Raw genomic sequence first — 25,918 nt, 5'->3', positions numbered from 1 at the left:
GGCTAACCTGCATTTTTAATAAGAAAGATCCTGTCCCTGGTGACGGGATATTTTTTATAAATATTCGTTTAAAATATACCTGTGTATATTTGGTCTCTCATTTTGAACCCATTACCAACTATGAACAAAGACTTTTGGACCCAATTAAAATCACAACTTCTTGAATTTCTGTTTGAAATTGGCCCGGAGCTGGTTTATGCATTGGTTGCGCTGATCGCAGGAATTTTCGTAATAAAATTTGTAATGCGTCTGCTCAAAGGAGCGCTAAAAAGGTCCAGGACTGAACTTTCCTTAAAAACCTTTGTGGAAAGCCTAAGTGTTTTCCTGCTCTATGGATTTTTATTTTTTGTAATAGGTTCTATTCTGGGTATTAAAACCACCTCGTTCCTGGCGGTTTTTGGAGCAGCGGGTATTGCAATAGGTCTCGCCTTACAGGGGAGTCTATCCAATTTTGCCGGAGGAGTGCTTATACTCGTATTTAAACCTTTTAAAGCCGGGGATCTTATTTATGTAAACGATAATCTGGGATTTGTAGAAAAAATCGATATACTTTATACGAGGATCAAAACCTTTGACGGTAGAATTATTACCATGCCTAATGGGAATGTTTCCAATAGCGATGTGGATAATCGCACTATGGAAAAATACCGACGAATTGATCTTGATCTTAAGTTTTCGTTTGAAACCGATTTGGATGAAGTTCGTGCAATAATAATAAGGGGAATGAACAGGCATCCTAAACTCGCCCTCCATTTGCCGGTAGATGTCTGGCTTGATGAAATAGGGGAGTACCAGATGAAGATCAAGGCAAGGTGCTGGATAGAATCTGTAGAATACTGGCCGGCTTACTGGGAACAGCTGGAGGCTGTAAAAAAAGAACTGGATGCCGAAGGCGTGACAATACCTATTCCAAAATATTCAATTAACAGAGAGGTTCCAGTTGGAGAAAATGTCTAAAAACCCTCTTGTTAGCTGTCTAATGAAGATCTCAATTTGAGGAACTCTTTTTCTAAAAATGAAAGTTTCTCCTTAATATCTATATTTCTTTTTTCCGGAACCCGGTGATAGAAGACGTATTTTAGTTCCCACAATTCCTTTACATCGGCATGGTTTATTTTAAGCTCATCTATGCCACGATGATCTGCTTTTAAAATGAATCTTTTACTGGCCTGGAATACTCTTCTTAATAAGATCCTGTCTTTCAGGATTATCAGGTATATACAGGAACTTTGAAGATCGGGGAATCTCTTCCGAGCTACTCTTTCTCCAATGATTATATCTTTAGGATAAAGACCGTCATTATCTGAGCTCATTTCAAGGTTATCCACTACATATGCTCTTAGCTCATTTTCATTGGTTACAGGAAGATTTAGATAAGGCAGGTCATCAATAAAATTCGGATTGTCACGATGCCTGAGATAGTCAGTGTGAAGCTGCGGAGTGATACAAGGGATTTTTATAAAGAAATCGTTTTTCTCTTCCAGTATACTGGATTCAAAATCTACTTTAAACTTTAGCAATTGATTTACCGTAAGTTCTTTTGTGAGCAGGTCTCCAATTGGGATGCTAAAATAATTAGCAATTTTGATAATGGTTTCAATTTTAGGTTCGCTTCGGCCTTCCTCGTAAGCGCCTAAGGTACCGCGTTTTAAATCGAATATTTCAGCAAAAGCCTGTTGACTAAGCGATTTTATGCTTCTAATTTTTTTGATATTGTTTCCGAATAATGACATTTATTTGCTAATAAAATTTGCAGAAATAAAGTTTTAGTGTATATTGGTCTAACAATATTAGCAAATAACACCATCAATCGCTAATATTTTTAGTTTAAATCTTGTTCGAACGGTTTAATCTTAAGTATAAAATTTATTAAGAATTAAAAACGACCTTATGATCGCTATTGTTATTAATGTTGTGACAGAGCTTGTCAATATTCTTTAACAAAGTCTTAATACTTTTTTGTATTATTAGGCTCTCAAATTTTTAGTACTAACCGTAACCATCACCTATGAAAAATCATTTCAATATCACGAGAGATTTTTTACTGGAATTAAATTTTAATATTACCAGAGAGAACCCAGATAATGGACTCTTTGTAATTCAGAAAGAAAATTCCGGAATTAGAAATCTTATCGTCGGGGTAGCCCCGCCAATATTAATCATGGAGCAATATATTTTTAAGATCAACAACCAGTCTGAAAAGATCTTTAAAAGCTTGCTGCAAAAGAACCGTGACATTGTTCATGGAGCTTTTGTGCTGGACGACTCTGGCGAAAAGGTGATTTACAGGGACACTCTTCAAATAGAGAATTTAGATTTAAACGAACTAGAGGGAAGCTTAAATTCCTTAAGTCTGCTCATGAGTGAATACTCAGACCATATCATTGAATTTTCAAAATATTAAAACTAACCGTTATGAACATCTTTAGAAGATTATTTAAAATAGGAGAGGCAGAGACAAATTCTGCCATAGATAAAATGGAAGATCCCATCAAAATGACCGAACAGGGTATTAGAGATATGAAGTTGGATCTTGATAAAAGTTTAGAAGCCCTGGCACAGGTTAAAGCTCTGGCAATAAGAGCCAGAAATGACCAGGAGGAGTTTCAAAATAAAGTAGACGAATATCAGAATAAAGCTATCATTATTTTGAAAAAAGCAAATTCAAAAGAAATGGATGCTTCTGAAGCAGACAGGCTTGCGAAACAGGCGCTTGTTCAAAAGGAGTCTGCAGAACAGCAGGTTTTAAGAGCCAGGGAAGAATCGGTGAAATTTGATAATAACGTGGCCCAGCTTCAAAAGAACATTCAAACCATCAAAGCCAATATAGGCAATTGGGAGAATGAACTTAAAACACTAAAAGCACGCGTAAAGGTGAGTAATGCTACCAAGAATCTGAACAAACAGATGGCAGAGCTAGACAGTACCGGGACCGTTTCCATGCTGGAGCGTATGAAAGAAAAGGTGGCTCAGGAAGAGGCGCTTGCTGAAGCTTATGGAGATATCGCCGATGCTTCAAAATCTATAGATGAAGAAATTGATAAAGCAGCCGATACTTCTAAAGCTAAAGCAGACGATGAATTGGAAAAGCTAAAGGAACAATTAGGGATGAAAAATTCTAAAGACGAATAACCTTGGGTGAACTAACCAATATACTTTTTTCAGAAGTAAACTTGATTTTGAGTGTTTTACTTATTATCCTTATTATTTACTGGATCATAACCATGATTGGTGGTCTTGATTTCGAACCAGACTTTGACGTAGATATCGATGTAGATGCAGATGTTGATGTTGATTCTGGGATCGAAGGAGGGAATATGGATTTTGAAGATATTTCAAATACCGAGATCAACCAGGAGGATGTAGTAGGAAAAAGGAGAAAACCACTAAAATGGTGGCAGATCTTCCTCATCTATTTCAACTTTGTTGGTCTGCCTTTTATGTTCACATTCACATTCTGGATCTTTATCTGGTGGTTCATTACTGCGATCACTACGGCCATGACCTACACCTATGATAATTTTATAGGTTTTGGCATCATGATTCTGGCTATCTTTCCTGCTTTATTTTTTACTAAGATCCTTACCACTCCGTTCAAGGGATTTTTCAAAAATTTAAATAAAGATGGTAATGCTCCAATAGACTACCTGGGAAGAAAGGCAACTTTACTATCGTCTATTTCTGCAGAAAAAATGGGAAATGCCGAGGTGAGCGTTAATGGAGATTCTATGTCTATTTACGTGAAATCGCTCAATGGCGAACCTTTAAACTACGGTGCCAGTATATTGATCATCAAGAGATCTGCAGACCGCAATTATTACCTAGTACAATCTTATAACGACTAATTAATCTAATCAAAAATGCAATCAATTTTACCAATCATTGGAATTGGAATAGGCGTATTACTATTCCTTATCATCGTCTACTTCGCGATCATCGCGATGTTTTACAAAAAAATACCTCAGGGACAGGCCCTTATCAGGACTGGTTTTGGTGGCACCAAAGTAGCTACAGATAAAGGACTTTATACGGTTCCGGTTTTTCACAAGACCGAGATCATGGATATTTCGGTAAAGAAGATCCAGATCGAAAGGCTTGCTCATGAAGGCCTTATTTGCAAGGACAATATGAGAGCAGACATTAAAGTGGCCTTTTTTGTTCGGGTAAATAATGATATTGAATATATCAAAAAGGTAGCTCAGACTATCGGGGTAGACCGGGCTTCCAAAATTGCCACCCTGGAAGATCTTTTTGAGGCGAAATTTTCTGAAGCACTTAAAACCGTAGGAAAAAAATTCGATTTCATTGAATTATATGAAGCCAGAAGGGAATTTCGTGATGAGATCGTAAATATTATAGGGACAGATCTAAACGGTTATACCCTGGAAGATTGTGCGATCGACTTTCTGGAGCAGACCTCAGTAAAAGAATTAAAGCCAGATAATATCCTGGATGCCGAAGGTATCAAGAAGATAACTGAGCTTACCGCAGTTCAGAATATGAAAGCTAACCTTATCAAACGAGATGAGGAAAAAACGATCAGAAAGCAGGATGTAGAAGCGAGAGAAGCTATCCTGGAACTGGATAAGCAACTAGCTGAGAAAGAAGAGCAGCAAAAACGTGAGATCTCGAACATCAAGGCTCGTGAGGAAGCTGAAACTCTTAAAGTAAATGAAGAAGAAAGGCTTAAATCTGAAAGCGCCAGAATTGCTACGGAAGAAAAAGTGAAGGTTGCTGAAGAAAATATGCAGCGCCAGATCATCGTCGCACTGAAGAATAAAGAGCGTACAGATGCTGTTGAATCTGAAAGAGTAGAAAAAGACAGATTGCTCGAAGCAACCGAAAGAGAAAGAGTGGTGACACTTGCACAAATCGAAAAAGAGAAAGTTGTTGAAGTTGAGAAGAAAAATATCCAGGATGTGATTCGCGATAGAGTGATGCTGGAAAAAGGGGTGGTAGAAGAGCAGGAGAACATGAAAGATATACAGGCCTTCAAAACTGCCGACAGGGAAAAGCAGGTTAAGATCACTACAGCCGAAGCTCTTGCCGAAGAAGATCTTATTAAAACTACCAAAGCTGCTGAGGCTCAGAAAGAAGCCGCAAAACAAAAAGCAGAAGAGATCAATATTGAGGCTCTTGCTCATAAGGAAGCCAGCCAGAAACAGGCAGAAGCACGTAAGATTCTGGCGGAAGCCCAGGCGAAGGAAGAAGCTACCGTTGGAATGTCTGAAGCTCAGGTAATGCATGCCAAAGCTGACGCTAATGAGCGCCAGGGACTTGTTGAAGCGAATATCATCGAGAAGAAAGCGAAAGCCGAAGCTGCCGGAATCGAAGCTAAAGCAGATGCCAAGCGTAAAGATGGCCTGGCAGAAGCAGATATTATTAAGGAAAAAGCTATTGCGGACGCTTCAGGAATAGAAGAAAAAGCTGCGGCGATGAAGAAACTTGATGGCGTTGGAAAAGACCACGAAGAATTCAAATTGCGTTTAAATAAAGATCTGCAAATAGATCTTGCCAATATTAATATTCAGAAGGAGATCGCAGATGCACAGGCTCAGGTAATTGGAGATGCCTTAAGAGCAGCGAAGATCGATATTGTAGGTGGCGAAACCATGTTCTTCGACCAGATCGTTGGACAGATCACTAGAGGTAAAGGATACGACAGGCTGGTACAGAACAGTACCAATATCCAGGAAGTGAAAAGTGCTATTTTAGGCAGTGAAGATGTTAAAGGAAATCTACTGGAGAAAGTAAGTGACTTTGCTTCTAGATATGGTATTTCTACCGAAGATCTCAAGAATATTAGTATCGCGAGTTTGATCACAGATCTTAAAATGAAATCAGACAGTAAGGAAGAGCAAACTATGCTTGGTAATCTTTTGAATCTGGCCAAAGGACTGGGAATTTCAGACAGTACTATTCCAAGGCTTACTAAATAGACAAAAGCCGGCGTTTATCGCCGGCTCTTTTTAAGCTTCATCAATCACTTTTTCATCAAATTAATCTAAAAAATCAGGATAGGAGATAATGGCAAAGGAACCTATAAAGGAAGATAATGCGCAAAAACTGGATGTTGGTACATATGAGGTCATCCAGAACCGGCTTCAAAAACAAAAGACAGAACTTCAGCAACGCCTTAAGAAATTAAATGAAAGCCGAAAGGAAGTCTTTGGGTCACTGGAAACTAAACTCATCGCCAATGACCGCATTAATACTGAAAATAACTGTATAGCCAGGGATATCGTGTCTCTGGGAAATACCTGTCTTTTTGGTTATAATGTACATTTTGGATTAAGAACTGAAATTACGCTTAGCGATGTAATGAGCGTATATGAGTTCAGAGATTATAGTTTTGAAGCTGTATCAGCAGACCTTCTGAAAGATGAGGTTTTTGAAGCTGATTTTAAGAACCTTTATAGGTATTACCGAAACACCATCTTTTCCAAATTTGCCGTGATCGGGAATTACCTGTACATGGTTTTTCAGCTGAGTGAAAGTGTAACCGATATTAAGACTTTTAAATGGCTTATTAAAGACGGTACACTTCAATACATAGATAATCGGAGTGATCACGAATATAAACTTCCAAAACAGTATGAATTTAACTGGCAGGAAGTTTCTCGCGATATGCATCGCCAGGGAGTTTATGCTCATGTTTCTATTCTGGATCGTGTTTTTGTAGAAACCATTAGAGGTGATCTAACCATAAAGGTTGAAGATAATACCGATGATGGGAAGGGGATCTATTCTGAAGAGGTTGAACATCGCGATCAAACCCTTGATGATGGTCAGTATAGATTTGCCAACCTTGGTAACCTAATCATTTTAGAAGTTAAACCCTTTCAGGAAGAACCAAGATATTTTGTTTACAATCATAAGCTGAAAGAAGTTCAGAAGATTGAAAGTATCAAGGATTCCTGTGTTTTGTTGCCAGATGATCACGGGATTATTTTCCCTACCGGATATTATTTGCAGACCGGTGAATATCACATTTTTGATAATAGCATCCCGAATGTAAAATTTCAGGAAAAGGTAAGTTCTCCAAACGGCGAGGATTATCTGTACGTTTTTTACTCGCCAAATACCGGGCTATACAACCTGATGAGTTACAATGTGATCTCCCAGGAAATTCAAACTCCCATAATTTGTAATGGCTTTACTGTTCTTGAAAATGGGGAATTATGCTATTTCAGAAATGAAAATGAACAAACTCGCCATCATGTGATCCAGATATGGCAAACACCATATTTAAAAGGTGACTTTATGCCTTCTAAACATGAGGACAGTTTGCTTTATAAAATCGGGAATAAGGATATCGTAAAGGCGATGGCTGAGGTTAATGGCCTTATAAATCTCTTGAATAAAGAAGATAATTACGACGGTTTGTACGCAGATCTTGCCAAGCAGTCTAAGGATATTCTGGATGCATACTACTGGATAAAAGAAGCTGAAACGCAGCAATTAAATGAACCTTTAAAAGAGATCAACCAGGCGGCGAATGCGGCGATGGATGAATTTCAGAAGGTGTTGCAATTAAAAAAGAATGCGCGCCAGAAAACCGTTGAGATCGCGAAAAAAGCAGATCAGCTTTTTAGTAAAATTAAAAGCACTGGTTTTAGAAGTATCAATGACTTTGTTAATGCGCTAACTCAGCTACGTTCCTTGCGTGGAGAAGCGATAAGCCTGAAAGATATTCGATATGTAGATAAGAAATATATTGATAGTCTTGAAGAACAAATTTCAGAACAAACCGCAAAAATTTCTGAACGTTGTGTCACTTTCCTTCTTGATGATAAAGCTTTAAAACCTTATGAAGCGGCAGTTTCAGAAAAAGAAAAGGAATTAGGAAAGATCAAGAAAGTGATCGATGCGAGAAAACTGGAAGAAGAGGTTTATAAAATTTCCCAGGATCTAGAACTTTTAATCGAGATCGTATCAAATCTTGAGATCGAGGACACCTCTCATTCCACCAGTATAATCAATAATATCTCCCTGATCTTTGCAACGATAAATCAGTTAAAGGCAGAGATCCGGAAAAAAAGAAAATCTCTGGGTAGTGAAGAGGCGCAGGCCGATTTTGCCGCGCAGTTAAAATTGATAGACCAGAGCATTATTAATTACCTCGATATCGCAGATACTCCTGAAAAATGTGATGATTTCCAAACCAGGATTTCCATTCAGCTGGAAGAACTGGAAGGTAAATTTGCCGATTTTGAGGAATTCATCAGCCTGATTATTGAAAAAAGGGAAGAGGTTTACAATGCCTTTGAAGCCCGTAAAAACAGCCTGGTTGAAAAACGAAATAAAAAGGCGATCGCGTTACAGAATTCTGCGGAAAGGATCTTAAAGGGAGTTCGGAAAAAAGCGGAGTCATTCTCTGAAATTTCTGATATCAACGCCTATTTCGCTTCAGATATATTGGTGAACAAGGCCCGTGATATCGCCAAACAGCTTCAGGAAATGGATGATAGCGGGAAAGCTGAGGAAATACAGTCTTTACTGAAATCTGCCCGTGAAGATTCTTTGAGAAAACTAAAGGATAAGAAGGAACTTTATGAAGATGGTGAGAATATCATTAAACTTGGAAAGCATAAGTTCGGTGTGAACAACCAGGAGCTGGATCTTACCATTGTTTATGCTGATGGAGGATTGAAGTATCATCTTACGGGAACCGATTTCTATCAGAAAATAGAAAATGAAATTTTGCTGGAATCAGAGGAATTCTGGGATCAGGATTATATCTCCGAAAATAAATATATCTACAGGGGAGCATACCTGGCTTTCAAGATTTTTCAGAAATATCAGGATGCAATAACCAGTAGAACGGAGGAGGAGTTGCTAAAACTAATACAGGAGGAAAGTAGCAAGGATTATTCTGAAGGTTATGTAAAGGGAGTACATGATCTGGATGCGGCGAATATACTTTCTGTATTTATTCAAAAATACAAGGCGCTGGATCTTTTGCGTTTTCATCCCGAAATTAGGGCTTGTGCCCAGTATTTCTGGAATTTCACAGATGCTAAAAATCAGAAATATCTGAATGAAACCATAAAAGCATCGGGAGATGTATTGCAATATTTCCCCGATTCCCGGGAATATGAATTTCTCCTTAAAAAACTGAGTACGGCAATATTTGATTTTGGGGAGCAGTCTGGAATTTACGAAGCTGCATTTGCGGAAGAGGCCGCAAAATATCTTTTCGAAGAACTTCAAAATGACAATGATTTTCAGAAAAGCGGAATTGCGATTCAAATCAAAGAAGATTTTTTAAGCAAACTGAAAGAACAAAAAGCCGATCTCAAATTCCGTAAAACCCTGGATAACCTGCAATCGAAAGAAGCACAGGTTTCCTTGATTCGCCAATGGGTAAAAGCATTTTTGAATACTCAGGCCGGTGAAGATATAAACCTGAATTTAAAATATGTAAACGAAGTTGTATGTCTTATTATGTTTGAAGACGAAGCGGTGCTGAATACAAAATTCACGTCTCCTTCAGAAAAGATCAGCGGCTTAAGGGGAGAACATCACTTGATCCAAAATGGGACTTACGAATTTAATTATCATGATTTTGTAGCAATCCATGAAGGATATTTCAAAATAAAGGTTCCTGCTTTTAAGGAATTCAGAAAAGCAAAACATCAGGTTACAGTAGAACTGAAGGAGGATTTGAAACTGGAGGAGTTCAAGCCAGGTATTCTAAGTTCTTTCGTTAGAAATAAGCTGATAGATCAGGTGTACTTTCCATTATTTGGAGATAACCTGGCCAAACAACTAGGGACTATAGGAGATCAAAAAAGAACCGACAGGATGGGACTTTTATTGCTGATTTCTCCACCGGGCTACGGGAAAACCACGCTTATGGAATATATCGCCAACCGACTTGGTCTTGTTTTTATGAAAATAAACGGACCCGCGATTGGCCATGATATTACTTCGGTAGATCCATCTTCTGCAAAAAATTCCGCAGCCAGAGAAGAATTGAAAAAGCTGAATCTAGCCTTTGAGATGGGGAATAATGTGATGTTATACCTGGACGATATCCAGCATTGCAATCCGGAGTTTTTACAAAAGTTCATTTCACTTTCTGACGGAACCAGGAAAATTGAAGGGATCTATAATGGTAAATCCAGGACGTATGATATGCGTGGAAAGAAATTCTGTGTGATCATGGCTGGAAACCCATATACTGAAAGCGGAGAAAAATTCAGGATTCCAGATATGCTTGCCAACCGTGCAGATATTTATAATCTGGGAGATATCATTGGGGATACTGCGCATTTGTTCAGATTAAGTCTTATTGAAAACTCACTTACCTCTAACCCGGTAATGCACCAGTTAAGCAGTAAGAATTTCGATGATGTTTACAGGTTGCTGGATCGAATTGAAAATGAGAATCAGGAAATTCAGCTAACCGGAAATTATTCGAACCAGGAGATTCAGGAATATATATCGGTGCTTGAAAAGATCATTAAGATAAGGGATACTGTTTTGAAGGTGAACGCAGCCTATATTAAAAGCGCCGCGATGGAGGATGAGTACAGAACAGAACCGTCATTTAAACTGCAGGGATCTTATAGAGATATGAATAAACTGGTAGCGAAGGTGGTTCCTGTGATGAACGATAAGGAATTGAGAACGCTTGTACTTTCTCATTATGAGAGCGAATCTCAGACCCTGACTTCTTCGGCAGAAGCGAATTTATTGAAGTATAAGGAGCTTGTAAACCAATTGACGGAAGAAGAAAAAGAGCGATGGCAAAATATTCGTGAAACTTTCCAGAAGAATAATAAACTTAAAGGTTTTGGCGATAAAAATGAAATGGCCCAGGTTTTATCCCAGATGATGCAATTTTCAGATAATCTGGAAGGTATTCGAAAAGCTCTTTTGAATGGATTTCAGAAATAGGCAGCTTTCAAATTATTATATACATTATTTAATAATGTAAATTCATACGTGAATAAATTTCCACCACAGAAATTTAGAAACTAATGAATCTAAGATCAAAGGATTACAAGCTGGTTGGCCTGCAGATGCTGCTGTTCATTCTTTATGTTTTTGATCCAAATATTCTGTCACTTGCGTTTCCAGCTATTATAAGAACAGGTGCCCTTATTATAGCGGTTTTGGGAGGTGCCGTTTTAATTCTGGCGATGCTGCAATTAAGTAAGAACCTGTCTCCTTTTCCTTCACCTAAAACTAATTCAGAATTAGTACAATCGGGCCTGTATAAATATGTAAGACATCCAATTTACACCGGGATAGTGATTAGTTCTTTTAGTCTTGCCCTGGCTACAGCTTCTGTTTTCAGGATATTGATCTCAATTTTACTTTATATACTTTTTATGGTGAAGTCTGAATATGAGGAGAAGCTGCTAATGCAGCGTTATAAGGAATATGAGTCTTATAAGAAAAGAACCGGCCGTTTCTTTCCAAAAATTTAGATCCTGAATATTAAAGCATTATTGATCTGCTAAAGCCTTCAACTCAGCCCTAATGGATTCGGGTAGTCTCCATGAAAAATTCTTTAATATTTCACTATAGAGCTCCTGCCATTTGGGAGAATTCTTTTCTGCCAGTTCTCGCCTGTTCTGCTTTAGCAGTTGTAACACTTCATAAACACTGTGATATTGTGGATATATTATTTCACATTCTCTAAGGTATTCTATGGCTTCTTCTACCTCCTTGTTCATTAGAGATTCCAGGGCCTGTTTTTCTAATTGCGCCGCCCTTTGTGCCACCCCGGAAGATCCTACCTTGTTATTTTGAAATTGGAGTTGTATGCTTTTATCAACCTCTTCTTCTGCCTGAAGGATATCTATAGAACCAGGTCCCTGGCCTTGAACCATTTCTACAAATGGCTCATCATCTTCACTGTTCATACTCACCACCGGAATACTTCTACTGCGAGCATTTTCATCTAATTTAATCGCCATTACCTGCGGGTATAATCTGGTATCCTCATCATAGATCTTAGATTTGATAGTAGCCAGGGCCTGCATAGCATTTTGAATAGTGGTCTGGTTAATTTCTGATGGCAGCGGCAGCAGGGTAGTAACGTCTTTAGATTTAATACCAATTATCTCTATCATCAGGGTTCCGCTTAATTTCCCCGCTTTTGCAGCAAGCCCAATGGAATAAAGATCACTGATATTAATACCTGCCTCAGCAGTTGTGATAAGAGAAATAAGTCTTAAGCCAACACCTACACGCTTGTAGCCAATGAAGTTATTCCGGTTGTCTTCCTGTCCTAAAGTCGCATATTTCATATAATCCATAGTGACCTTATAACTGGTGTTCTTCTGAGAGATGGCAAAGGGAATATAAGATATTCTACCTTCCGAGGATAACTGGCCAATAGATACCAGTACAGTTTCATTATTTAAAAAGCCTAAAATTTCTTCGGAATTTAAAAGCCGAAGATCTTTCATGCCCAGTTCTCCATCTGAAACCAATTGGATGTTATCGTTAAATTCTGTAGGGTCAACAGGTTTAAATCCCCTGAAATTTTCAAAGGTCTTTCCTTCCTTAAAAATGGTTTCAGTGGTCTCTGTTGTTTTACAACCCAGAATGAAAAATAGTATTAGCAGGGAATAATAGGTAATTCTCATTTTTTGACTTTTTGTAACGATAGATCCGAAAAAAGGCAAAATCAAAATTAAAGGATTGATCGTAAGTAGTTGATTATAAATCTAGTGTATTATTTTGGTAAATTCTTCCCTTATTAAAAATTTCAGCATTCAGGCCAGGGTTTTCTAGCTGAAAGTTATAATCCCGGTCAGCCTTAACTGTATTTTGAGAATTACTTCAATCTGAAATAGTATTTTTGTTTTTTCTTCATTTCAGTTTTATTGAAGAAGCTGAAAGTATCAAAATTCCAATGCATCAATAGATTAAAAGGGCTATGACGATTACTGATTTTTTAAAAGATTTGGTAGATTTTTCTGAAGCAGAACTGGAAGATATTCTGTCTCATTTTCAGAAGGAAATAGTCTCTAAAAGTCAGCCGCTGGTGAAGCAGGGGCAGGTATGTCGTAAACTTTACTATGTAGAAAAAGGGATTGGCCGGAATTATTATCTGAATAGTGATGGCAAGGAGATCACCCAGCTGTTTTTTGGAGAAGGCAGGTTCATGACCAGCCTGGAAAGTTTTTTCGAGGAAAGTCCGAGCCTTTACAATGTAGAAATGCTTGAGGACGCAGAGATACATTCAATTTCCAAAAATGAACTGGAACTGCTTTTCGAAAAGTACCACAAAATGGAAAGACTGGGCAGGCTTCTTTCTACAGAAATGCTTACTAAAGTTGTGCATAAGCTAAATGCGATCCAGTTCCAGACCGCGAAGGAACGTTATGAATATATGCTCACCGAATATCCCGATATCATTTACCGCGTTCCGCTGGGAATGATCGCTTCTTACCTTGGAATGTCCCAGGAAACCCTTAGCCGCATCAGGAAAAAGAAAATAAGAGATTAGCACCACAGATCGTTTTTTGATATAGGTCAAAAGAATCCTCTCTTTTCAGCCAGACCTTTGCATTGTAAAATAAATACAGTGGAAATGCATATAAAAAGGATAGGTGTAAGTACAGTTCTTTTGATCTTTCTAGGATTGATTCCTTCTGTTTCGAATGCCCAGGATCTTGATCCCAGGCTGCAGGAACTCATAGGGAAGGGTATAGAAAAGAGTCATAAACTGAATGAAAAGGAATTCGAAGCACAGCAGGCAATTCTGGATCAAAAACTTGCTAAATCGGTCTTTCTTCCGAAGATCACCGTAAACGGAAACTATACCAGGTTAAATGATAATATCAATTTTGATGAAGATACCCAGAATCTTTTACTAGGGACTCAGAAATTACTAATCAAGGAAGCCGCCGGAGTACCTTTCAACGCCGAATTTCCGGAAGGAGTTCCCGTGCAATCGATCCCGGCGATCCAGGAGAAGAATATTCTGAAATCATCTGTAGATCTCGACTGGGTTCTTTTCAGTGGCTTTGAAGCCAGAAATGCACTCAAGGCCAGTAAACATAAAGAAGCTTCTCTAAACTACGCTGCTGCTGCCTTGCAGGACCGCGTAGCTTTAGAGATCATCGAAAATTATGACAGGTTAGCTCTTGTCAATGCTTCAAAGAAAGTTTTGGAGAGTACAGAAGAATTTCTCGATCAACAGGAATTTTATGTGAAAAAAGCTATAGAAAATGGCCTGGCTACTCCTATAGAGCGAAAGAAGATCGAATTAGCCAGGCAGCAACTCATTGCGCGCCAGCTTGAATTCGATCATAATAAGGCGATCCTTATCGAAATGCTGAATAAGCTCTCCGGGGAATCCAGGGAAACCTTAGAATTAATGGCGCCGCAATTAGATCCTTTTGCATCATCAGGTTTTGGGAATGCTGAAAAACGCGACGAGATCAAAGCTCTGGAAGAGGCAGAGGAAGCAAGTCTTTACAAGGCAAAAATGGAGAGGAATAATTTTATTCCGAAGGTGGCCTTGAAGGGGCATTATGAATTGCTTGAAGATGACCTTTCCCTGCTTGATCCAAGATGGTATGTAGGTGTGGGTGTGAAGTGGAATCTTTTTGATGGGAATAAATCCAGACTCGAGAGCCAGAAAACTAAATATGAAGCCGAAAAATACCGGGAACAGCGTGAAGAAGCTGAAGAGATGATCAACCTGAGTATAACCAAGGCCGAACAAAGCCTGGCTTCTGCAAGGCAAAATATCCTGATTGTACAAAAAGAGATCGAACTGGCCGATGAAACCTATGAAATGGTAGATAAGCAATACAGGAACGATCTGGCTTCAATAACCGATGTATTGGATGCCTTAAGGGATCTTGAACAGGCCGGATTCAAACTTCAAAAATCATATTACCAGCAAAGACGAGCAACCGTAGATCTATTGCATGCTCAGGGACAATTAAAATACTAACAGAAAATTCAGAAAAATGAAAATGATTAAAAATATAATGTGGGGTGGATTGGCAGTTTTAGCGATGACTTCCTGCAGCGACGAAGAAAAGATCACCTCTCAAAGGGGAAAAGTGAAATTTGAAACTGTTTCGGTAAGCGGAAAGGTGCCGGGAAGGATCAGTAAGATTTATGTGGAAGAAGGGCAGGAGGTGAAAAAAGGAGATACCCTGGCGAAGCTTGATATTCCAGAGGTCAATGCCAAGATGATGCAGGCAGAAGGAGCGGTAGCGGCAGCTAAAGGTCAGCTGGATATGGCATATAATGGTGCCACTACAGAACAGTTAAACCAGATCGCAGGAAAGCTAAATGCGGGGAAAGCTCAGCTAGATTTTGCAGAAGAGTCTTTTAAAAGGATCAGCAATATGTATAAAGATTCTTTGGTGAGCAGGCAGCAATACGATGAGGTAAAGATGAAGTTGGAAATGGCGAGGTCCCAGGTTGCAGCCCTGGAAGCAAAACGTGATGAGGTGAAAATGGGAGCCAGAAGAGAACAGATAGACCAGGCAAAAGGACAATTGAACCGTGCTTTAGGTTCTAAAGAAGAAGTTCAAAGTGCCTCTAACGAGCAATACCTGATCGCCCCGGCGAATATGTCTGTTGAGACCATAAGTTTGAGCGAAGGCGAATTACTTACCCCGGGTTATGTACTCATCAATGGTTATGAAAAAGACAGTGTCTATTTCAGGTTCACCATTCCGGAATCTGAGATCTATGATTTTAAGGTTGGAAATACAATAACCGTTCAAAATCCATATACCGAAGAAGAAACTTCGGGGGAAATTGTGGCTATTAAGCAGCTGGCGCAGTATGCAGATATTACCAGTACCGCACCATTATATGACCTTTCCGAAGCTATTTATGAATTAAAAGTGGTGCCAGAAGCAAAAACTTCAGCAGATAAATTTTTTATGAATAGCAGCATTCTTATAAAACAATAAAATGAAGGATTTCAAGAGCTTATTAAAAATAGAATTTCATAGAATCTTTTCGAATAAGGTGCTACTGGCGATCTTCTTTGGAGCTCCCTTACTTTATGGTTTCCTTTTCGGCTATGTATATCAGCAGGCTAAGGTGGTGGATCTTCCAATGCTTATCGTAGATGAAGATCATAGTCCGCTTTCAGATAAACTTATAGATGCCTTTCAGGATAATGAAGGTCTGGAGGTTAGTGAGGTGAGATACACTTCGGGAGATATAGCCGCAGAAATGCCTTATAGGGAATATGCCGCGGTGGTGACCATTCCGCAGGACTTTGAAGCTGAAATTCTTCAGAAGAGACATCCGGAGGTAAGGGTAGATTTGAACATGGCGAATATTCTGAACGCGAATATTGCAAGCAAAAACATTCAATCGGTTCTAATGACCATGAACGCCGGAATAGAAATTGAAGGCTTAAAGAAGCAGGGTTTTTCACCGGAACAGGCCAGGGACTCTTATGAAAGCTTCAAGATCAATTTCAATAAACTGTATAATTCAACGGGGAACTATTTAACTTTTATGCTTCCCGGCTTGCTGGCCGCGATCATGCAGCAGGTGATTTTCCTGGCCCTGGCATTGGTTTTTGCGAGAGATTTTGAAGATAATTATTTTCAAATTCTGGCCAATACCAACAAGCGGTCTGTTTATCACATTGGACTAAAAGCGGTTCCTTTCTTTATACTGATCCCGGTAATGTGGTTCCTGGTAAGTGGTTTTATTCCTTACTTCAGGATAGATGCAGATATTTTCAACCTGCCCATGTTACTGCTTACGATTTTGCTGAGTCTGGCTTCTATGGGGATAGGGATGTTATTCTCCATCATTTTCCCAAGCCAGCTAAAGGCAACCGAATTATTGATGGTGATCTCTACCCCGGCCTTTGTACTGAGTGGTTTTACCTGGCCTTCGCTGGCGATCCCGGCAGCAATTCAGAATTTCGCACAGATAATACCGCTCACCCATTTTCTGAATGGATTCAGAAAGATCGCTTTTTATGGTGGAGACCTTTCTTCCATAAGTCATGAATTAGGATTGTTATCGATCATCATTGCGGTAAGTTTTATGGCAATGAGCATAATTCTTCATTTCAAGATCAAAAAGATACGATCATCTGGAGAAGTTGAAATTGTATCGTAGAGAAAGAAAAAAGCAGAATAAAAAAATCCCGCCAATGTAAATTGAGCGGGATTTTTATTTGAGATTATAGGTTAATCTTTCTTCTTCTCTTTTTTATCTGAAGATTTATCTTTCTCTTTCATTTTTTCGCTATTCTCATCTTTCGCTATTCCTTCAGCGTGCGGAATTGGATGTTTACCTTTCTTATCGTCGTAATTAGGAGTTTTCATATTTAAAATTTTTAGATGATTAAATTAACTATATACAGAATAGGATTTTTACCGTATATCCAGAAGTCTTCTAACACTGTTTAACAATTAATTGTTAACTGATTTCAAAGGAGTAACAGAACTGGAACTGAAAATTTTTTACTATCAAACAATTGCAAATTAATTCTGTTGTATGATCTGGTAATCGTTTTCAAACATTCTGAGAATTTCAGGCGAAGGTGACATCTCCGGGAAATCCACTCCGCTCTTACCAATGATCTCCCTTGTATTCTGGGTCTTCTTATTCTTCCAGAAAGCTACTTTGGTTATTCCAATGGCGTAAATCTCATCATTTCTTCTGAAGATTTGCTTATGATAAATCCACTTGTCATCCCATCCTTCCAGGACAAGACTAATTTTGAATTTTGTCCATATTCTCAAGGGTTTCTTATATATGATCTTTTGAGAGCCTAGCACCGGGAACATGCCCTTTGCAATGGTGTGATCATAAAGTTTAGACCGGAATAAAATTTCCAGTCTTATAAAATCCATATAGTAAAAGTATTTGGAATTAGCCATAAACCTGAAATCACAATCCCAGATACTAACTGTCCGGTTACGGCTAAGATCTTGAGCCAGCTCCACCTTTTTCCAGAAGAACCGGGAACCTAAATAAATATAAATGATATGAATCCAATAGTAAATCATAACTGAGAAGTAACTGATCTATCTAAAGGTATTTAATATTTTCCAGACGCCTTATTTATATAGGTTCCTCTGTATTAATCAATAAAGTGTAATTGATTATAATTTTTGCTTTTCAGCGATCCTGGGTTTCATGTCCTTACCATTTAAGACCGTTTTTACAGTAATCTTCTGCGCGATCACATCAAAGCTTTTCACAACAATACGATGCCTTTTCAAATTGATAAATTGTATAAGTATAATGAGTAAAAAGGGGATCACGGCGATGATGAGAAAAACTGTTTCCCAGTCAAAATTGGTCTTTACTATACCAAGAACACCTGCACCTACTGAGCGCCCTGTGTTGGAAAGAGCCATGTACAGGGTAAACTGCGTTGCTGCTACGGTTTTCCAGCATAAATGCATGGCAGAAGCAAATACCGCTATGCATAGAAAAGTATAAAGGGTAGTATAACATAAAATAAATGCAATACTAATAAACAGGATATCCCATAGATTCGCCATAAAGGCAAAACTTGCAATAACGCTGGTTATAATGACCAGATATATGGTAAGCATTTTGATCTTTCCGAAGTAATCCACGAGGTAACCGCCAATGAACATTCCCAGGAAACCACCTATAACTGCGGTTAAGGATAATACGTTGGAAAAATAGGTGTTGGTCCAGCCAAGTTCCTGTATGCTGAAAATAGGCAGTAATGTATCTACCATCCCATACATGATGCCTAAAATAAAGACACCAATACAAAGAATTACGCTAGCCCTCAAACTCACAACGCGATACAAACTTTTAAAGATATGGGTCCAGCTTCTCAACTGAGTTCGTTTGGAATCCATGGAAGCTTTTCCGCTGGTCCAGGGCATAAGTTTTTCGCCCGGCCGTTCCCTAAAATATATTGGAAAGATCATAATAATTACGATCGCTAAGGATAGTAATGATACCGCCAGAGAGAACCCCAGGTTATTGATTAGCCAGGTTCCTAAGATCAAAGAGGCAGAAACACCAATAGTTTTTGATCCCCACATCAAGCCGTTGGCTCTTGCCTGTTCATTGGCAGGGATCACTTCTACGGCCATTCCATCTGTAGCCACATCCTGAAAAGCCCCGAAAAAATTAACAAAAAAGCCCGCAATCATTAATCCGCTGAGATTGTTTAGGGGATCTGGTACCATTCCCAAATACAGGAAACTAAAGATCAATCCAACCTGACCAAAGATCACCCAGGGCCGTTTTCTACCCATAGCTAAAAGGGTAAAACGGTCCATTACCGGTGCAATTAAAACCTTAAAACTCCAGGGAATGAGCATAACACTTACCAGGGCAGCGATCTCCATGGCCGATTTCCCGTTCATTGCCAGCCATGCAGGCAATGCAAAATAGGTGATCCCTTCAGGTATTCCCTGTGCAGCGTAAAGTGCTGAAAATGTAACATACCTGGTAAAGGCATTATCACTTAAATTTTTACCCAGTCTTTTGCTAATGTTGAGTTTCTTCTCTTTCATTTATTCAACTTTAAGATTAGTAGCTCCAAAGCTGCGGCAGGTTAAAATTTGGGTTCACCTGGAAAAACAACTGTTTGCCCTTCGCTAGGTTTTTAAAATTAAAGATTGATGTTGAATGACCCCTTGCAATTTTTTTCTAACCATGATGAGTGGTTAAGAAGATATGCAAGAAGCTGAGCCCGATTAAGGCTTTAGTGATGAAAGTAAAGCCACAGGCTCCGCTTCTTGTGTTGTTTATTGTAAATGCTCTATGAGCGATAAAAGTTATGATAAGACTGCTTTCACAGGCTTATTTGAATGGTTAATTAGTTGCTTATTTCCTGGTTTAGTTTGTAAGTATAAGCCCAGCTGTTCTCTAATGTATCAAACCATACCTCCCAAAGTTCAGCAGCTTTTTCCTCTCCAACCTTATTGGTATAGATCGTTGCAGGGCTATCGCGAACAAGGTCCATATCGGCATATTTTTCATAAGGTTCTGCCAGCATAAAGTCTGGAGTATTCGGGCCGCCGAGTTCAAATTCAAACCATAATCCCCTGAAATCACCTTCCTTTTCCTTTATTGCTTTAGAAACCTCTCTTATGACCTGTTCAAAAGCATAGCCTTTATGTACATCGAAATATTTTACCCGGATATAATTGGCGTTTTCCGTAAAACTTCTGCTGAATTCTGGCATACTTTGCGCAATGCGGGAGTTTACATTTTCAATATGAGGTAAAATAAGATTTAATAATATTACATAACAAGCCGACTCTGCGTTGTCTTCTTTGTCCATAGAAGCCCAGTTTGGATCCATACCGGCCATTACGTATAAATTGCCTTCTCCTTGTTGCCGGTGCCACATATTCCATTTTGCCTGACCATTATTTTCGAGATAACAGGATTTCCACTTTTTTACACCTTCTATGAATTGGGCATTTTGTCCCGGTTTTACCGTAATTTCTGTAGAAGTTAAAATTTCCTTCTCTGCCATCTGCGCATTAAGCAGACTCACACAGAAGAAAGATAATATGAAAGTGAAAATGCTAAGTTTTATCGTTTTCATAAATTATTTTTTTTGGTTGATTAATATCTTAAAACAACTCTAAATAACTGATAATCAAGCTTTGAAATAAACGATAAGGGACGAAAAGACTATAAATCTGTCCGGGAAGCCAAAATTCTTTAACGGGGAATTAAATGGTCTGCAATCTCTGCAGCAATTCCTTTTTTATAGATTTACTTATAGGAATAGGTTTCCGGCCAATCACAATGTGGCTGGTAGCTATTTCTTCTATTTGAGAAAGATTGACTATAAAGGATCTGTGAATCCTATGAAAATGTTTAGAAGGTAATTTTTTATCCATTTCCTTCAAGGTTAGGACAAGTAAATATTCCTTTCTTTTCGTAAAGATCCGGCAATAATTACGCTCTGCCTCTATGTAGAGAATATCTTTAATATTCACTTTTACCATTGAATTCAAGTGGCGCACGAATATGCAATCACTCAAAATTAGACCTTCCTCGTTAGGATCTGTCCCGTTGATATTCTTAACCTTTAGATCTATTTGAGTGATAGTAAGTTCTATTGCCCGCTGGAGATCTAATTTTTTGAAAGGTTTAGTAATAAATCCATAGGGATGAGTTTCTCTGGCCCTGTTAAAGTGAGCTTCATCGGCATTGGCGGTTAAATAGATCACAGGAATATCATAGGTCTTTTGCATTTCCCGGGCTGTCTCAATTCCATCCAGGGTACCTTTAAGATTGATATCGAGTAATAAGATATCTGGTAATTCAGATTTGATGTGCATTAGTGCCTCTTCTCCCCTCGGAACTATCCCTGTAACTTCATAGCCCAATTCATTCAATTGCAGCGAAATATTGGCTGCAATGATCATCTCGTCTTCTACGATCAATATTTTTGTTTTCCTGTCCATTAAGCGCTTTTTCTTAATTGGAAGTCAAATTCAATGTGAGTCCCTTCCTCATTTCGTTCTATCATTTTACCGTTGAGTTGCCGGGTAAGTAATTTTACCAGCTGAGAGCCAAAGCCGGTACCTTCTGGAGCCAGCCCGTCTGTTTTTCCAACGCCATTGTCTCTTACGAGTAATTTTAAATTTTCCTCACTATCTTTTTCCAGGCTGATATTTATCACACCGGTTTGTTCTCTGGGAAAAGCATATTTCAAGGCATTTGTAAGCAATTCGTTTACGATGAGTCCAATCGGCACCGCCGTATCCACATCCAGATCTAAATTATCCATGGCACATTCTATTTTCACCCTGTCTTCCGCATTAAAAGTATCTAAAATGCCTTCGCTGAGGTTTAAAAAGTAATCCTTCATTTCAATGCTTCCCAGGTTTGTCCCCTGATATAATTTCTGATGAATAATCCCCATAGACTGTACACGGTTCTGGCTGGCGATCATTGCCTCTTTTGTGGCCGGGTCTTCGATCTGGGCAGATTGGAGGGCGATGAGACTCTTTACCATTTCGAGGTTATTCTTTACCCGGTGATGTATTTCCTTTAGCAACAATTCGTTTTCGGCATTTTTGGCCCTGATGATCCTGGTGGCCTTTTTATTCTTATAGAAGAAATAGAACAGGAAAAGCAGGAAAATGAATAGTAGGGAAGCGATGGCAATAAACAGATTCTTGGTCTTGCTTTTTTGTGCGATTAGAGCTGCCTGGGCGGCCAGAGTTTCATCTTTTTTTTCGGTTTCATACTTTATAGCCATTTCAGATTCGATATTATCGATCTTTCCTTCCAGCATATTTTGAGAATTGGTATATGCTTTGTCTTTATAGAGCAGGGCGTTCTTGTAATCACCTAATTGATAATATACTTCTGCCAGGTTAAAATAAGGGTCAATAAGCCCGGATAGACCCTTGTTTTCATAAGCTTTTATACCTGCGAGTAAATGATCTAAAGCCAGTTCATAATTTTCCTGCAACAGGTAGATATTTCCTATTTCGGTCCTGTAGGTGATACAGCGTTCTTCTCCAATATTTTTTTTACAGAGCTCCCAGGCTGCCAGGAAATCTTTTAAAGCATTGTCATAATCTTTCGCTTTTACATATACATCACCACGGTAAGAATAAGCCCTGATGGGAACAAAAATTTCCTCTGGTGCCTTTGTTCTGATTATTTCAAGGCAATATTCTGTAGCATTGTAAGCTTTCTGAAATTGACCAAGTTCACCATAGCTAATAATCAGATTAAACTGGGCAATAGCCAGTTCACTATAATTTCCGGTCTTCTTTAAAAGAGGCTCTGCCTTCAAGGTGTAGGAAACGGATTTTTCCCAATCCTGCGTTACCCGGTATTTAACCCCCAGGGTACGATAGGCACTTCCCAGGCCGGCTTCATCGTTTAGATCTTCATAAATTTCTATAGCTTTAAACAAAACCTCCTGGGCTTTATCCAGGTTTCCGGTATTTAAATAATCTATGGATAAAGACCTGTAGGTGTCTGCTACTTTTTTAAGATCATCACCCTTTAAGTGATAATCCAGAGCTTTTTCAGCGTGGTAAACTACAGAATCGGGTGGGAAAAGTCCGTTATACGCGTGCCAGCTGGCGAGCGATTCATGGATTTGTGCTATGGTGCTGTCATGCTGCGATTTTAAACTTATTTTTAAAGCTTTAAGAGCAATAATCTGGTATTTATCTAAATTTTCTTCGGAAGTTGTATTCGTACGCAACCAGGATAACACTGAGTCTATCGGTTGCTTATGCAGATTTTTTTCATTCAGCACTTGAGATTGTGAAAAACAAAAAAAAGTAAAAAAGCAACCCAGAAAAATTGTAAAAATTATTCTACGCATGCTTATTGAAATAGAGGGTGCAGGGAAATGATCTCATAATCTTAAAGATACAGAATTTCCTTAGATATATAGTTTTTGTGTGGGTATAAGTAGTTGATTTACAATTTAATTCAGGTATTTTTGTTCGAGAAAGTGAGGTTTGTAAAACCCGATTTCATCAAAAAAAATCATTGTAAATTATTTAATTCAGAACGCAGGATTAGGAATTGGATTCTGTTTCAAATGAATTTTTTCGCTACCTCTTAAATTATTTCGATCTTCCTTAAATAATTCCCGCGCCTAAGTCTAGCGAAACAAGAATCAATAAAATGGCTACAGTCACCTGAAGGAATTTTAGAGTTACTTTCTTCAATAACCTGTTGCCAAAATAAGAACCGGCAATACCTGATAGTGTTGCGCAGAACAATAAAGTCATATTGTCTGTCAATCCCGATTTGGAAAACCGGGTGGCATATACGCTTAACCTGGTAAAATCAACGAAGGTTGAAACTACCACCGCAGTTCCTATGAAGGCTTCTTTCGTAAGACCAGCCTTTATGAGAAAGGCGCTCCTCAAGGCTCCCTGGTTTCCGGAAAGTCCGCCAAAAAATCCGCTCAGTGCACCTCCTAATGGTAATTTACTTCTCCCAAATTTTAATTTACTGAAATAGGGGAATAGATCCATACTTGCGAAAATGATCAGCAAAATGGAGATCAGGAATTTTGTTGGATAAACCTTGAAATTGGATCCGAAGGCGTTGTAAGAAAATAATGGCTGGGAGGCCGGTATGTTCACTAAGATCCATGAGCCTAAAATGGCCGCAATGACCGCTGGAATCCCAAATCTAATTAAAACATCTTTGTCTGCATTACCTCCTACAAGACCTAATTTATAAATGTTATTAAAGAAATGAACCACGCCGGTCAATGCAATAGCAACTTCAACCGGAAAGAAAATCATGAAAAGAGGAGTGAGAATAGTACCTAATCCAAAACCGGAAAAAAAAGTTAGGATGGCGACCAGAAAGGCAGCGATTGAAATAATTATAATTTCCATGTAATGCTCTAATTTATTTCAGCTTAGATTCGGTTAATGCAAAACACACATGGAAATCAAAATCCCATTGATTGCAAATAGCTACCTTATTGAGATTTATATTTTCTGAATTAAGGCTGGCCATTTATTCACCGATTTCTAAAAACTTCCGGGCGTTCTTGTAAAATATCATGTCCTTTTCCTCAGAAGTAAGGAAGTCCAGATCGTTTAAAAAATCAATAGAATTCGTGATCGCCTCTGGCCAGACCATCTGGTCTGATCCAAACATGACCCTGTCTAGAAAACCATAATTTTGAGCCGATTTTAAAAACTTTACGGCAAAATCTTTAGTCATGGGGTGTAACCACATTTCTACTCCCAGATCGGCGTGGAGAGTCGGGTATCCATCCATCATTCGCAAGGTGTTTTCATAGAAGTTTTCCCCCGCGTGCATGAGATAGATCTTTAGTTTAGGATATTTAACCAGAACATCTTCGATCAAAAAAGGGTCCCCGAGGCTAATCCTGTAATCTGGCCAGCCTAATTGCTGGGCATTCGGAAAACTACCTCCAGAATGGTAAGCAACGGGTATTCCATATTTTTCACAAAGAGCTAAATATGGCTGATATATAGGATCTGCGAGGGTTTTCCCCTTGTATACTGCCATTATTTCTCCAAAGACCTTTATTTTTCCTGATTTGATATATTCCTCAAATTGACTCACGGGAATAAGCGCCCCACTATCCTGATATCCGGGAATAAATCTGTCATCACGCTTAGTATATCGCTCCAGACTTTCTATAGATCCACAAACTACTGCATATTCAATTTTATGCCGGTCCATTTTCTGTATGGTCTGTTCCAGAGTCTCCCGGGCGGTCTTACTCGATTCCAGACCATTTCTGGCGGTACCAGCCCAAAAGTCCGTTTCTGTATAACTATGCATATGCATATCTATCACCTGGCCTGACGAACTGTGAGCCGCGATACAGAGAATTATAAGACTCAGAATTATTTTTCTCAATTAAATATTATTTCAGTGTATGTAATTTTATTTATTCAATTTCCTAAAGTGCTTTGGGCTATTTTTCTGCCAGGAATTTACCCACTTCAGTATAATAATCGCTGCCGTAATATCGCATGAACTTTCCATTTGGTTTTAGTATAAGGAAAGCACTGCACTTGAAATTATCTTTAAAAATAGAATCTTTAAAATAGCCATTTTCCTGAATATACTTTTCTTTATTCTGAAACAGCCTGTCATAATTAGTATTTTCAGGATATAGAAAAAAATCAATTGCTTTATATTTCTCAGAGACTCTTTTTGAAATCCTTATTTTGTTATCTATTATTTTAGATACAAAGGCATCACCCTTATAAAAATAGCATTCTGGAGAAGAATTTTCGTAATTGATGAGAATGGACATTTTCTCTGGGATCCTGGTTTTTAAGTTTTTTTCTATCGAATTTCTTAAGGTTTTATATTCTTCGTCACTTAATTCTCCAGTAACGGCTTTCTGATTTTTTTTATGACTTTCTTCCAAAGTCCCATCTTTTCGGGAAGAACACGATAAAATCAAGGCAGTAAAAAGAATATAATATACTAAACGGAATTT

The 25,918-nt window shown here is 38.5% G+C and carries 22 protein-coding genes; 11 read left to right on the top strand and 11 right to left on the bottom strand.

What is annotated here, in order from left to right; all coding sequences use genetic code 11:
• The first annotated feature begins 120 nt into the window (after window positions 1-120).
• Window positions 121-957: a mechanosensitive ion channel family protein gene (locus FGM01_RS08990; protein ID WP_143410841.1), complete on the top strand. Its 837-nt coding sequence runs from the start codon at window positions 121-123 to the stop codon at window positions 955-957.
• Window positions 958-968: 11 nt separating this feature from the next.
• Here FGM01_RS08990 and FGM01_RS08985 read toward each other — a convergent pair whose 3' ends face one another.
• Window positions 969-1,733, bottom strand: coding sequence for a helix-turn-helix domain-containing protein (locus FGM01_RS08985; protein ID WP_143410840.1), 765 nt, complete (start codon window positions 1,731-1,733; stop codon window positions 969-971).
• A 275-nt stretch (window positions 1,734-2,008) separates the two neighbouring features.
• Here FGM01_RS08985 and FGM01_RS08980 point away from each other — a divergent pair, with 275 nt between their 5' ends.
• The 6 genes from FGM01_RS08980 (at window position 2,009) to FGM01_RS08955 (ending at window position 11,441) form a co-directional block, all read left to right on the top strand.
• On the top strand, window positions 2,009-2,404 hold the full coding sequence (locus FGM01_RS08980) for a YbjN domain-containing protein (RefSeq protein WP_143410839.1): 396 nt from the start codon (window positions 2,009-2,011) through the stop codon (window positions 2,402-2,404).
• A gap of 11 nt (window positions 2,405-2,415) precedes the next feature.
• Window positions 2,416-3,132, top strand: a complete 717-nt coding sequence (locus tag FGM01_RS08975; protein WP_143410838.1) for a PspA/IM30 family protein — start codon at window positions 2,416-2,418, stop codon at window positions 3,130-3,132.
• Between the two features lie 41 nt (window positions 3,133-3,173).
• A complete protein-coding gene (locus FGM01_RS08970) occupies window positions 3,174-3,845 on the top strand; it encodes a hypothetical protein (protein WP_243735788.1) in 672 nt (223 codons plus the stop codon).
• Between the two features lie 15 nt (window positions 3,846-3,860).
• Window positions 3,861-5,939 (top strand): flotillin family protein, encoded by a 2,079-nt coding sequence (locus FGM01_RS08965; protein WP_143410836.1) that lies wholly within the window; start codon window positions 3,861-3,863, stop codon window positions 5,937-5,939.
• A gap of 88 nt (window positions 5,940-6,027) precedes the next feature.
• Entirely contained in the window at window positions 6,028-10,905 is a 4,878-nt protein-coding gene (locus FGM01_RS08960) for a DNA repair ATPase (RefSeq protein ID WP_143410835.1), read from the top strand.
• An 83-nt stretch (window positions 10,906-10,988) separates the two neighbouring features.
• Complete coding sequence (locus FGM01_RS08955) at window positions 10,989-11,441, top strand: methyltransferase family protein (RefSeq protein ID WP_143410834.1); 453 nt, start codon at window positions 10,989-10,991, stop codon at window positions 11,439-11,441.
• Window positions 11,442-11,459: 18 nt separating this feature from the next.
• Here FGM01_RS08955 and FGM01_RS08950 read toward each other — a convergent pair whose 3' ends face one another.
• Window positions 11,460-12,608 (bottom strand): hypothetical protein, encoded by a 1,149-nt coding sequence (locus tag FGM01_RS08950; RefSeq protein WP_143410833.1) that lies wholly within the window; start codon window positions 12,606-12,608, stop codon window positions 11,460-11,462.
• A 293-nt stretch (window positions 12,609-12,901) separates the two neighbouring features.
• On the opposite strand from FGM01_RS08950, the gene FGM01_RS08945 reads away from it, so the two are divergent.
• From FGM01_RS08945 to FGM01_RS08930, 4 genes are all read left to right on the top strand, one after another.
• Window positions 12,902-13,474 carry a Crp/Fnr family transcriptional regulator gene (locus FGM01_RS08945; protein ID WP_143410832.1) on the top strand — a complete coding sequence of 191 codons (573 nt, stop codon included), beginning with the start codon at window positions 12,902-12,904 and terminating at the stop codon, window positions 13,472-13,474.
• Between the two features lie 84 nt (window positions 13,475-13,558).
• On the top strand, window positions 13,559-14,932 hold the full coding sequence (locus FGM01_RS08940) for a TolC family protein (RefSeq protein WP_143410831.1): 1,374 nt from the start codon (window positions 13,559-13,561) through the stop codon (window positions 14,930-14,932).
• Window positions 14,933-14,948: 16 nt separating this feature from the next.
• Window positions 14,949-15,911, top strand: a complete 963-nt coding sequence (locus FGM01_RS08935) for an HlyD family secretion protein (RefSeq protein ID WP_143410830.1) — start codon at window positions 14,949-14,951, stop codon at window positions 15,909-15,911.
• 1 nt (window position 15,912) lies between these two features.
• A complete protein-coding gene (locus FGM01_RS08930) occupies window positions 15,913-17,088 on the top strand; it encodes an ABC transporter permease (protein WP_143410829.1) in 1,176 nt (391 codons plus the stop codon).
• A gap of 71 nt (window positions 17,089-17,159) precedes the next feature.
• Here FGM01_RS08930 and FGM01_RS14535 read toward each other — a convergent pair whose 3' ends face one another.
• The 9 genes from FGM01_RS14535 to FGM01_RS08890 form a co-directional block, all read right to left on the bottom strand.
• Entirely contained in the window at window positions 17,160-17,297 is a 138-nt protein-coding gene (locus tag FGM01_RS14535; protein ID WP_166435206.1) for a hypothetical protein, read from the bottom strand.
• Between the two features lie 159 nt (window positions 17,298-17,456).
• On the bottom strand, window positions 17,457-17,984 hold the full coding sequence (locus FGM01_RS08925; protein ID WP_143410828.1) for an acyl-CoA thioesterase: 528 nt from the start codon (window positions 17,982-17,984) through the stop codon (window positions 17,457-17,459).
• A 96-nt stretch (window positions 17,985-18,080) separates the two neighbouring features.
• Complete coding sequence (locus tag FGM01_RS08920; protein WP_143410827.1) at window positions 18,081-19,484, bottom strand: MFS transporter; 1,404 nt, start codon at window positions 19,482-19,484, stop codon at window positions 18,081-18,083.
• Window positions 19,485-19,789: 305 nt separating this feature from the next.
• Entirely contained in the window at window positions 19,790-20,527 is a 738-nt protein-coding gene (locus FGM01_RS08915) for a hypothetical protein (RefSeq protein ID WP_143410826.1), read from the bottom strand.
• Window positions 20,528-20,657: 130 nt separating this feature from the next.
• Complete coding sequence (locus FGM01_RS08910; protein WP_143410825.1) at window positions 20,658-21,398, bottom strand: LytR/AlgR family response regulator transcription factor; 741 nt, start codon at window positions 21,396-21,398, stop codon at window positions 20,658-20,660.
• The gene (locus FGM01_RS08905; RefSeq protein WP_208012720.1) at window positions 21,398-23,164 is read right to left on the bottom strand and encodes a tetratricopeptide repeat-containing sensor histidine kinase; all 1,767 of its coding nucleotides are present in this window, start codon (window positions 23,162-23,164) and stop codon (window positions 21,398-21,400) included. The genes FGM01_RS08910 and FGM01_RS08905 overlap by 1 nt, the downstream gene beginning before the upstream one ends.
• Before the next feature lie 385 nt (window positions 23,165-23,549).
• Window positions 23,550-24,323, bottom strand: coding sequence for a sulfite exporter TauE/SafE family protein (locus tag FGM01_RS08900; protein ID WP_143410823.1), 774 nt, complete (start codon window positions 24,321-24,323; stop codon window positions 23,550-23,552).
• Between the two features lie 124 nt (window positions 24,324-24,447).
• On the bottom strand, window positions 24,448-25,326 hold the full coding sequence (locus tag FGM01_RS08895) for an amidohydrolase family protein (RefSeq protein ID WP_143410822.1): 879 nt from the start codon (window positions 25,324-25,326) through the stop codon (window positions 24,448-24,450).
• Window positions 25,327-25,384: 58 nt separating this feature from the next.
• Window positions 25,385-25,846: a hypothetical protein gene (locus tag FGM01_RS08890; protein WP_143410821.1), complete on the bottom strand. Its 462-nt coding sequence runs from the start codon at window positions 25,844-25,846 to the stop codon at window positions 25,385-25,387.
• Between the last annotated feature and the right edge of the window lie 72 nt (window positions 25,847-25,918).

This window comes from Christiangramia sabulilitoris (assembly GCF_007050985.1).
Taxonomy (GTDB): domain Bacteria; phylum Bacteroidota; class Bacteroidia; order Flavobacteriales; family Flavobacteriaceae; genus Christiangramia; species Christiangramia sabulilitoris.
The sequence above is the reverse complement of the archived record's forward strand: the minus strand, read 5'-3'. Positions and strand labels throughout refer to the sequence as shown.

What these genes read in the sequence shown, in the direction of transcription:
- FGM01_RS08990 (WP_143410841.1), top strand. Translation starts at nt 121, where the DNA reads ATGAACAAAGACTTTTGGACCCAATTAAAATCACAACTTCTTGAATTT.
- FGM01_RS08985 (WP_143410840.1), bottom strand. Translation starts at nt 1,733, where the DNA reads ATGTCATTATTCGGAAACAATATCAAAAAAATTAGAAGCATAAAATCG.
- FGM01_RS08980 (WP_143410839.1), top strand. Translation starts at nt 2,009, where the DNA reads ATGAAAAATCATTTCAATATCACGAGAGATTTTTTACTGGAATTAAAT.
- FGM01_RS08975 (WP_143410838.1), top strand. Translation starts at nt 2,416, where the DNA reads ATGAACATCTTTAGAAGATTATTTAAAATAGGAGAGGCAGAGACAAAT.
- FGM01_RS08965 (WP_143410836.1), top strand. Translation starts at nt 3,861, where the DNA reads ATGCAATCAATTTTACCAATCATTGGAATTGGAATAGGCGTATTACTA.
- FGM01_RS08960 (WP_143410835.1), top strand. Translation starts at nt 6,028, where the DNA reads ATGGCAAAGGAACCTATAAAGGAAGATAATGCGCAAAAACTGGATGTT.
- FGM01_RS08955 (WP_143410834.1), top strand. Translation starts at nt 10,989, where the DNA reads ATGAATCTAAGATCAAAGGATTACAAGCTGGTTGGCCTGCAGATGCTG.
- FGM01_RS08950 (WP_143410833.1), bottom strand. Translation starts at nt 12,608, where the DNA reads ATGAGAATTACCTATTATTCCCTGCTAATACTATTTTTCATTCTGGGT.
- FGM01_RS08945 (WP_143410832.1), top strand. Translation starts at nt 12,902, where the DNA reads ATGACGATTACTGATTTTTTAAAAGATTTGGTAGATTTTTCTGAAGCA.
- FGM01_RS08940 (WP_143410831.1), top strand. Translation starts at nt 13,559, where the DNA reads ATGCATATAAAAAGGATAGGTGTAAGTACAGTTCTTTTGATCTTTCTA.
- FGM01_RS08935 (WP_143410830.1), top strand. Translation starts at nt 14,949, where the DNA reads ATGAAAATGATTAAAAATATAATGTGGGGTGGATTGGCAGTTTTAGCG.
- FGM01_RS08930 (WP_143410829.1), top strand. Translation starts at nt 15,913, where the DNA reads ATGAAGGATTTCAAGAGCTTATTAAAAATAGAATTTCATAGAATCTTT.
- FGM01_RS14535 (WP_166435206.1), bottom strand. Translation starts at nt 17,297, where the DNA reads ATGAAAACTCCTAATTACGACGATAAGAAAGGTAAACATCCAATTCCG.
- FGM01_RS08925 (WP_143410828.1), bottom strand. Translation starts at nt 17,984, where the DNA reads ATGATTTACTATTGGATTCATATCATTTATATTTATTTAGGTTCCCGG.
- FGM01_RS08920 (WP_143410827.1), bottom strand. Translation starts at nt 19,484, where the DNA reads ATGAAAGAGAAGAAACTCAACATTAGCAAAAGACTGGGTAAAAATTTA.
- FGM01_RS08915 (WP_143410826.1), bottom strand. Translation starts at nt 20,527, where the DNA reads ATGAAAACGATAAAACTTAGCATTTTCACTTTCATATTATCTTTCTTC.
- FGM01_RS08910 (WP_143410825.1), bottom strand. Translation starts at nt 21,398, where the DNA reads ATGGACAGGAAAACAAAAATATTGATCGTAGAAGACGAGATGATCATT.
- FGM01_RS08900 (WP_143410823.1), bottom strand. Translation starts at nt 24,323, where the DNA reads ATGGAAATTATAATTATTTCAATCGCTGCCTTTCTGGTCGCCATCCTA.